Annotated in this window: 8 protein-coding genes and 1 pseudogene; 4 read left to right on the top strand and 5 right to left on the bottom strand. The window is 39.5% G+C overall.

The annotated features are described in order from the left end of the window. Positions 1 to 1,136, top strand: a 1,136-nt coding sequence (locus VB654_RS09975) for a TGS domain-containing protein (protein WP_323213564.1), incomplete at its 5' end; no start/stop codon positions are given. Between the two features lie 71 nt (positions 1,137 to 1,207). Here VB654_RS09975 and VB654_RS09970 read toward each other — a convergent pair. Further along, positions 1,208 to 2,254, bottom strand: coding sequence for a hemolysin family protein (locus VB654_RS09970; RefSeq protein WP_323213563.1), 1,047 nt, complete (start codon positions 2,252 to 2,254; stop codon positions 1,208 to 1,210). 239 nt (positions 2,255 to 2,493) lie between these two features. Here VB654_RS09970 and VB654_RS09965 point away from each other — a divergent pair, with 239 nt between their 5' ends. After that, positions 2,494 to 3,210: a class I SAM-dependent methyltransferase gene (locus VB654_RS09965; RefSeq protein WP_323213562.1), complete on the top strand. Its 717-nt coding sequence runs from the start codon at positions 2,494 to 2,496 to the stop codon at positions 3,208 to 3,210. A gap of 45 nt (positions 3,211 to 3,255) precedes the next feature. On the opposite strand, the gene VB654_RS09960 is transcribed toward VB654_RS09965, so the two are convergent. After that, a complete protein-coding gene (locus tag VB654_RS09960) occupies positions 3,256 to 4,182 on the bottom strand; it encodes a cobalamin-binding protein (protein WP_323213561.1) in 927 nt (308 codons plus the stop codon). Between the two features lie 632 nt (positions 4,183 to 4,814). On the opposite strand from VB654_RS09960, the gene VB654_RS09955 reads away from it, so the two are divergent. After that, on the top strand, positions 4,815 to 6,527 hold the full coding sequence (locus VB654_RS09955) for a PAS domain S-box protein (protein ID WP_323213560.1): 1,713 nt from the start codon (positions 4,815 to 4,817) through the stop codon (positions 6,525 to 6,527). A 49-nt stretch (positions 6,528 to 6,576) separates the two neighbouring features. Here VB654_RS09955 and VB654_RS09950 read toward each other — a convergent pair whose 3' ends face one another. After that, positions 6,577 to 6,822, bottom strand: a complete 246-nt coding sequence (locus tag VB654_RS09950) for a DUF6737 family protein (RefSeq protein ID WP_323213559.1) — start codon at positions 6,820 to 6,822, stop codon at positions 6,577 to 6,579. A 146-nt stretch (positions 6,823 to 6,968) separates the two neighbouring features. Continuing rightward, the gene (locus VB654_RS09945; protein WP_323213558.1) at positions 6,969 to 7,439 is read right to left on the bottom strand and encodes a hypothetical protein; all 471 of its coding nucleotides are present in this window, start codon (positions 7,437 to 7,439) and stop codon (positions 6,969 to 6,971) included. Between the two features lie 339 nt (positions 7,440 to 7,778). Here VB654_RS09945 and VB654_RS09940 point away from each other — a divergent pair, with 339 nt between their 5' ends. Further along, the gene (locus tag VB654_RS09940; RefSeq protein WP_323213557.1) at positions 7,779 to 8,546 is read left to right on the top strand and encodes a D-Ala-D-Ala carboxypeptidase family metallohydrolase; all 768 of its coding nucleotides are present in this window, start codon (positions 7,779 to 7,781) and stop codon (positions 8,544 to 8,546) included. Here VB654_RS09940 and VB654_RS09935 read toward each other — a convergent pair. Further along, a pseudogene (locus VB654_RS09935) lies at positions 8,540 to 8,703 on the bottom strand (UDP-N-acetylglucosamine--N-acetylmuramyl-(pentapeptide) pyrophosphoryl-undecaprenol N-acetylglucosamine transferase); the annotation flags it as partial. The gene VB654_RS09940 and the pseudogene VB654_RS09935 sit on opposite strands and share 7 nt — an antisense overlap.

Raw genomic sequence — 8,703 nt, 5'->3', positions numbered from 1 at the left:
AGTTTACTTGGTTAAGACATCTCCTGGAATGGCAAAGTGATCTTAAAGACGCTCAAGAGTATCTTGATAGCGTCAAAGACAATTTATTTGAAGATGATGTCTATGTCTTCACCCCAAAGGGGGATGTTATACCCTTAAGTCCTGGTGCTACGTGTATAGATTTTGCTTATCATATTCATACAGAAGTCGGCAACCACTGTGCAGGGGCGCGGGTGAATGGTCGCATGGTTCCTTTGTCAACGCGTTTGCAAAATGGTGCAATTGTCGAAATTATTACCCAAAAGAATAGCCATCCCAGTTTGGATTGGTTGAACTTTGCCAGTAGTTCAGCAGCGAAGTATCGGATTAAACAATGGTACAAGCGATCGCGCCGTGATGAAAATGTGGCCCGTGGAAGAGAGTTGTTAGAAAAGGAACTAGGTAAAACAGGTTTTGATAACTTGCTGAAATCAGAAGCCATGCAGACTGTAGCTGAAAAGTGTAATTACCATAGCGCTGAAGATTTACTCGCCGGTTTGGGTTACGGTGAAATTACTCTCAACCTGGTGCTAAATCGCTGGCGAGAAGTAGCTAAAGGACAACAACCTGCTAACGTTATTCCTTTATTTCCCGGTAAAGAACTACCAACGACCTCAAAAACTGTCCGTGATACGCCTCCCCACAGCACACGTCCTTGTGATTCACCGATTATTGGTGTAGAAGGATTGGTATATCATTTAGCAGGGTGTTGTACCCCTATTGCTGGCGAACCGATTATTGGTGTAGTAACAAGAGGAAGGGGAATTACCATCCATCGCCAAGGGTGCAATAATTTGGAAAGTGTGGAGTATGAACGCTTAGTACCTGTGAGTTGGAACTCAGCCACCGAACATATCAGCCGTCCCCACACTTACCCAGTGAATGTACAAATCGAAGCCCTTGACCGGGTGGGAGTTTTGAAGGATATTTTATCCCGTTTGAGTGACCAGGGGATCAATGTGCGTCATGCACAGGTGAATACTTCCATTGGTCAACCAGCGTTGATTGATTTAGGAATAGATATACGCGATCGCGTGCAACTAGAGCAAGTATTTACTCAAATCAAAAAAATGAGCGACATTTTAAATATCCGTCGCCTCGGACAAATTGACGAATAGTAGGAGAACAAAAATACAGTGCCTCTTATTTGGTAGGGTGTGTGATGGAGATAATACTCAGGTTTTGCTCATTAACTGGGATGACTAGCATTAATAGACTGCAACATTTTTTCTCGCTTTTTTCGAGCAATTTCTTGTAAATCAACTGTTCTATCAGTTTCATCGACAATTTCACCAGTTATTACTTCCAACACATCTTCCAAAGTCACAACACCAGCCACACCTCCATATTCATCAACTACTACAGCCAAATGTTCACGAGCTGCAATGAAATTTTTCATCAGTTTATCTGCTCGAATTATTTCAGGAACAAAGTGAACTTTTCGCGCTAAGTTAGCAATTTTTTCCTGGTTATTACCTTCAACCATCGCTGTTAGTAAATTTTGCTTTAAAGCAAATCCAATTACTTGATCAATAGATTCATCAACTACAATAATTCGGGTATGCTGAGAAGCAATAATCTCTTGTTTGACTTCCTCAAGAGTCAGATGACCACGGATATATGTCAACATGATTCGCGGTGTCATTAAATCTGCGGCCGTGACATCATTTAATCTAAATACCCGTTGAATCATTTCGGCTTCATCGCTTTGAATAATCCCCTCTTGTTGACCAATATTCGCCAGCAGCTTAATTTCAGCTTCATTTGTAGTTGGTCGTTTTTTGGTTTTAAAAAAACGTGCAGTCAAATTTTCTATAATCCAAACTAAGGGTGTAAAAACTATAGAAAGTCCAGTGACAGGTAAAGCCGCTAACATAGCGATTTGTTCAGAATAGCGCTCTCCAATTGTCTTAGGAATAATTTCAGCAAAGATGATAATCAAAAAAGTAAACATTCCTGAAAATATCCCCAGCCAAGTATCTCCTAAGACTTGACTAGCAATACTACCTGTAAGAATACTACCAACGATATTAAAAATATTGTTCAGAATTACAATGGTTGCAATTGGTCGATTCATGTTTTCTCGAATCGCCAAAAGTGCTACGGCTGAAGGGTTATTTGATTGTGCTAGTTGTCTAACTCTCAGAGGAGAAACAGAAAACAACGCCGTTTCTGTACCAGAACAAATGGCTGAACCTAAAATAACAACAAATACAATTATGACAAGCTGGAACATATAGTTTCCCAAGTATGGGAGTAAAATTTTGGGCTACTACCGCTACGCGGAAGTCAAAAGTCAAAAGTCAAAACAATCTGATTCAGGGCTATTTTTCGGTATTTCATGGTGGTTGATTGCCCCTATGTTCCATTATTGATAACTAAATATATTATTGTTTTATTTTAGCAATATCTGGAAACGACTCGCCAAGGCTATGCTTTAGAAGTGCATCTATATTAATTATCTGTTCAATTCTCATGCAACAAATATTTCCCGGAGAAGTATTCGCCAACACTGCGGATTTTGATCATGGCATTCGCCAACTCTTACCCCGATATGATGAAATGTTGGAGGTAATTACCCGGTGTCTTCCGACCACAACCCGCCGAATTTTAGAACTAGGCTGCGGTACAGGGGAACTGACTCTGAAAATTTTCCACCGCTTTCCTGATGCCGAAATCGTTGCCCTAGACTACTCCCCGCGAATGTTACAATCTGCCGGCGATAAAATTACATCTGCTGGATATCAACAAAGGTGGACTGGGATTCAAGCAGATTTTGGCAACTGGGCAGAAAATCCCGAAAAATTGGATATTGGTGGCAAATTTGATGCTTGTGTGTCATCTTTGGCGATTCACCATCTCGATGATCAGATGAAGTTGAAGTTATTTCAACGAATTGCTGCCAGTCTGAGTCAAGGTGGTTATTTTGGTAATGCAGACCCCACTTTACAAGAATCATCTGTCCTAGCAGAAGTTTACCAGACAGCCAGACAAGAATGGGCAGCCCAACAGGGAATTAATTTAACAGAAGTGCGGGCTAAAGTTGGTAGTAGTAGTCAGCAAGGATACTCTAGCCAAGACCAACTTGCTACCCTAGATAACCAATTGCAAATGCTGTCCACATCTGGGTTTAAGACAGTAGCAGTACCTTGGAAATATTACGGTTTAGCTGTTTTTAGCGCTTGGATGTAAAAAACGTATTTGTAAAGACGCGATAAATCGCGTCTAATTGCTGTGTCAGATAGTATCCCAAGCAGTTCCTTTATAGCCATAATCAAAAATTTCTGGATGTAAAACTTCTGCCAAAATTTCTAGAGAATCTGCGAGTCTTGGCCCTGAACGATTGAAGAAGGCATTACCATCAGTAATATAAACTCTGCCACTTTGGGCGGCGTGAAGTTTTTGCCAATCCAGACGTTGAGTGAATAACTTGGCTTCTTGGCGAGTCCGATTTAAATCAAAGCCACAGGGCATAAAAATGATAATATCTGGATTGCTTTTGAGTAGTGTTTCCCACGGAACAGTAGTAGAAGGTTGACCTGTAACACTAAACTGTGCCTGACCTCCAGCTAAGTTAACTAGTTCAGGAATCCAATTTGCAGCTGTCATTAAAGGGTCTGTCCATTCAATACAAGCTACTGTGGGTAATTCTGTTAAAGACAGCCCTTGGAGTTTGCGTTGACAAATAGTAACGCGAGCTTCTAAATTTTCTAAAAGGTGAACTGAGTCTACACCAAATATATGACCGATTCGCTCAATATCTTGCCACACATCTTCCAGAAGATTGGGTTTTAAGGAAATAATCTGAGGTGAACTGTGGATGATACTAGCAACAGCTTTTTCCACATCTGCAAGGCTGACGGCACAGACATCACACTGGTCTTGAGTGATAATGTGAGTGGGCTGTAATTTCTCTAGAATATCTGTTTTGATTTCATAGATACTTAAAGCAGATTGTAATAAATCGTTAACATTATCATGAATTTTGCGGCTAGGGTCATGAGAGTTCAAGCGTGCTTGGGTACAAACGGGGCGATTATGAATTTCTGGCGGGTAGTCACATTCATGCGATCGCCCGACAATTTCACTAGTCAATCCCAGGGCGGCCAAAATTTCGGTTCCACTGGGGATCAGAGAAACAATCCTCACACTGTTATTCGCCATTAGACTACCTCCAGAACATCTGCTATTATTTCAATTCTTACAAACTTTAACTATTAGGGTATCTTTCTCTAGGTGAATGCGCGATCGCGCTAATTCTCAGTATTTACATGGTTAAATAGTGATTGTTGATGCTTAAATAAAGGTTGTTTTTTTTGATGAACAGGGTTCATAACCTGATTTTCTACCCATAGATTACTTAAGCAGTGAGGGATTTAAGCACAGGGAAGTAGGAAGCAAGATGAATCTGAGTCAATATACCCTAGTGGAATGATACTAGTACAACACGGCGTAAATAAACAGACCATTCAAAATCCATGAAAAGCCCATTTTATAAAAAAAATTCGGGTTGATAAACTTCCAAATAACAAACACCAAATTACCCAAATACAAAAACTCTCAATGTCTCATAAATCGATACACCAGTGGCAAGCAAGATGTCCTGTGATTATTTATGTCTGTACCTCATTGACCTGCAAAATGCTGTATTGGGATAGTTTGAAGATTTTATGAATAAAAATACACGGTCTATTTGTGAAAACTAGCATGAAGTAATTGTATTAGTAACATACTGTTGTGTTTTTACCGTGGAATACAACATTATAGTTTCTTAATAGGGGCAACGAACGCAAATAATGGTGCTTAAAGATACTACAGAACATCAGCAGGTACAAGAGGCTTTGCAAATTACAAAAAATGAGCAACAAAGACAAAGCCAGGCGCTAGTTAAATTAGCCAGAAGTAAGACATTTTTGGAAGCTAACCTAAATGCAGCACTTAGAGAAATTACAGAAACTGCGACTCAAACACTCACGGTGCAAAGGGTTGGGGTATGGTTATATAACGAAGATTGTTCAGCGATTGAATCCATCGACTTATATGATGTTAGCCAAAACAAACATACCTTTGGTCAGTCTTTGTTAACAGCCAATTATCCTGCTTATTTTCAAGCTTTGGAGCAAGAGCGTACCATAGCAGTCAATGATGCTATCACAGACCAAAGAACCCAAGAATTATCTGCCTCTTATCTTTCTGTGTTTGGCATGACATCCATGCTGGCTGCACCGATTTGGCTGAGAGGTCGTTTAGTGGGGGTGGTGTGCCATGAACATGACACAGTTCGCCAGTGGTCTTTGGCAGAAGAAAATTTTGCAGGTTCCATAGCAGATTTTGTGACCATCGCCATAGAAGCAAGCGATCGCAACGCGGCACAATCAGCAATCAGACAAAGTGAGGCTAAGTTGAGGGCGATTTTTGAGCGTTCCTCTGTTGGTATTGGACTGATCAACTTGAACGCGCAGATAGTTGATATTAATCCAGCGCTGTGTCAGATGTTGGGATACAGTCAAGAAGAACTATGCGGGCAGAGCTTTATTGACTACATTTTACACCAAAGGGGAGATTTAGCGTTTTATAAACAAATAGTTGCAGAAATGCGTCAAGACAGTTCCACAGAATTTGTAGAAAGACATCGGCTTGAAATTGAAAGACCATTTCTACATAAACAGGGTGGTTTAGTTTGGACTCACCTTTCGATTTCTATGGTTCCAGACATGAATGGGAAACCTGAGTTTTTCCTAGCAATGATTGAGAATATTACTGAGCGTAAACAAGCAGAGTTAAAACAACGTGGCTCTCAAACAGCCGCAGAAGCCGGCAGTCGGGCAAAAACTGAATTTTTAGCAACCATGAGTCACGAACTGCGAACACCTCTGAATGCCATTATGGGTTTGTCCCAATTGTTACAACAAGAAATGGTTGGCTCCCTGAATGATAAACAGAAGGAATATATCAGTTGCATATACAACAGTGGGGAACATTTGCTATCAGTGATTAATGATATTTTGGATTTATCTAAAGTTGAAGCTGGAAAAGAAGAATTATCTTTATTACCTTTGTCAGTCCCAGAACTTTGTAATTTTGTCTTATCGACAGTACGCGATCGCGCCTTAGCAAAAGGACTACAATTAATATGTGAAATTGATTTAAAAGCAGATGTGTGCATTGCTGACGGACAACGCGTTAAACAAATGTTACATAATCTTTTAGAGAATGCTATTAAATTTACCACCGTCGGCGAAGTATCTTTGACAGTTGAAAAAGTACCTAGAGGCATTAATTTTATAATTTCTGATACTGGGATTGGGATTGATACCAATCAGTTTGAATTTCTATTTGAACCTTTTCAACAACTGGATAGCCGCTTAAATCGTCAGTATGAAGGTGCTGGTCTAGGTTTAGCCTTAACACGCAAGTTGGCGCGTTTGCATGGCGGGGATGTAACCGTGGTATCAACATTGGGTGAAGGCAGTCAATTCACTCTTTTTTTACCAGAGCAAAATTATTAAATTTCCCACCCACCTCCGGTAATTTCAGTATGCAATAATAATATAATATTTATAGCTCTATAGAATCACCTTGATCTGTTTCCAAAACACCACTACGAATCATTAATTGTGGCCAGATTAACAAAAAAAACACCATCCACACTAAGACAGGGATGGCAACAAGAACCGTTAGCCAAATAGTTTGAAATACTAACCAACTACCGCTAATCAGTGTTAAACCTGTAAGAAGTATAGACCAAGGCTGACACCACCAAGGTTTATATTTCCAAGGACTGAGAGGTTTTTGTTCAGACATTGATTTTATATGAAAAATTATTCTAAGTGTAGCCTGGAATCAGACAATTATTTATAGTATAGTAAAGCGTAAATATGGATACCCTGGCAAAAGATTTAAAAGCCCAACGTAAAAACTTTTTGACTTTTGACTTTCGCCTTGCGGTATTAGGGTTTTAATTGTTCCCGCCATTCATCCAAGGAGATATATTTGTTATCTATCACATCTAGAACTTCAATGACATCCCCTGTATTTAAGACACGGAACCAATAAATAGTTGTATCGTGTTTCGGTTCACCGTCAAAAACTCTAACTTTGTAGTAGGGATCATTTGGCGTAGGATAATCATAAACAATTGCCGCTACCTCTATAGTTCCTTTCGAGAGGTATTTAATTTCTCGTGCTTTGCGTTGGACTAATGGTAACTGCCAAACTAAGTCCAGGGCGGTTTTTTCATCAATTTTGCTTGTAGTTTGAGAAAAGTTTATAGCAGTAGGTTCGTCTAACTCCACAACCGTTTCTGAAGAATTTAGCGCCATTTCCATATAGTTTTTGGGTTTTCGGCTAATGGCTAAATGATCTGCATATCCTATGATCACAGCAGAAGCCACAACAGGAAACCAGATTAATTTTGTCATAAAGCTACCCCTGAGCATTGATTGTGTATTGTAAATCCGCAATAATTCACTGGTGATAGATTGTACAACAAAATCATGGCAATATAAAGGAATATCTCGGTAATTTGGGTAAATTTTTAAATAGCAAGCATTTATTTATACAAGAATATTGCAATTCTTTTTACTTGCTCAGGGTAATGTTAATGAAATTTATTATACAATTAATCCAAAAACAACTATGTAATAAAGATAGCAATACTAATGCAATTAGGTGCATACTTTTTGACCTAATTTTCAGGAATCATTGCGTACATAACTGAAGTGTTAATTATTCCAAACCTAATTCCAGGAGATACATCTGTGACAAATTCTGCTGCCGAAGAATTTATTAATTTAGCAAAGATTCAGGCTTCTAATATTACAGTTAAACTAAATGAAGCGGAAACTGATACTATCAAAGAAATCCAAACTCTGCTAAGTAAAACAGGACTTTATACTGGTAAAGTAGATGGCATCGTCGGCAATTTAACCGAAAAAGCGTTTGCAGACTTCAAAGCCAGTGTTTGGCTAGAATCTCCCGAATTATTGGGTAGAAGCACTGCGGCTGCATTACTAGAAATTGCCGTAAATCATCAAGTTATTGAAGAACAAACCCAGGAATTAACACCCTTACCTACATCTTCTCTGGATACGAAAACTGGTCGCAGTATGAAATTAGTTACTGGTGTTACAGTTTACGAGAATGAATTGATTGTTGCTGGGATACCTCTAACTTGGGGAGAAATGACCAAAGGTTGTGATCCTCGAAGAGTGCCGGAGTCAAAAAATGTGATTAATAATATTGTTAAAACAGCGCAAGGCTTTGGCAAAATTCGTGAGAAGTACGGCAGTCCCATCGCAATTACCTCTGGTTATCGTCCACCCGCAGTTAATCGCAACATTGGAGGTGCAAGCCATTCCCAGCATATCCAAGGATTGGCAATTGATATTCGCCCCTCAGATGGCAATTTTACGCGATTAATGGAAATTTGTCGGGCTTCTGATTGCACTGGATTGGGAAAAGGAATGCATAGAGGGTTCATTCATTGCGACTGGCGGCCTGGTGGTCGAGTAGTTTTTAATTATTGAAAAATTTCAACTATCTCACGGACTACAGAAGCTAACTTTTCGGCACTATCAGGAACTGCGATCGCTTTGGCATTTTCTGCCATTTTAGCTAACTCTGTGGGTGATTGTAATAAATTTAAAACCTGAGTTTGCAATATATCGGTTGTTAACTCCGATT

It is taken from the genome of Nodularia sp. UHCC 0506, from assembly GCF_034931045.1.
Lineage (GTDB): Bacteria > Cyanobacteriota > Cyanobacteriia > Cyanobacteriales > Nostocaceae > Nodularia.
This window is presented reverse-complemented; position numbering and strand designations above follow the sequence as displayed.

What these genes read in the sequence shown, in the direction of transcription:
- VB654_RS09970 (WP_323213563.1), bottom strand. Translation starts at nt 2,254, where the DNA reads ATGTTCCAGCTTGTCATAATTGTATTTGTTGTTATTTTAGGTTCAGCC.
- VB654_RS09965 (WP_323213562.1), top strand. Translation starts at nt 2,494, where the DNA reads ATGCAACAAATATTTCCCGGAGAAGTATTCGCCAACACTGCGGATTTT.
- VB654_RS09960 (WP_323213561.1), bottom strand. Translation starts at nt 4,182, where the DNA reads ATGGCGAATAACAGTGTGAGGATTGTTTCTCTGATCCCCAGTGGAACC.
- VB654_RS09955 (WP_323213560.1), top strand. Translation starts at nt 4,815, where the DNA reads ATGGTGCTTAAAGATACTACAGAACATCAGCAGGTACAAGAGGCTTTG.
- VB654_RS09950 (WP_323213559.1), bottom strand. Translation starts at nt 6,822, where the DNA reads ATGTCTGAACAAAAACCTCTCAGTCCTTGGAAATATAAACCTTGGTGG.
- VB654_RS09945 (WP_323213558.1), bottom strand. Translation starts at nt 7,439, where the DNA reads ATGACAAAATTAATCTGGTTTCCTGTTGTGGCTTCTGCTGTGATCATA.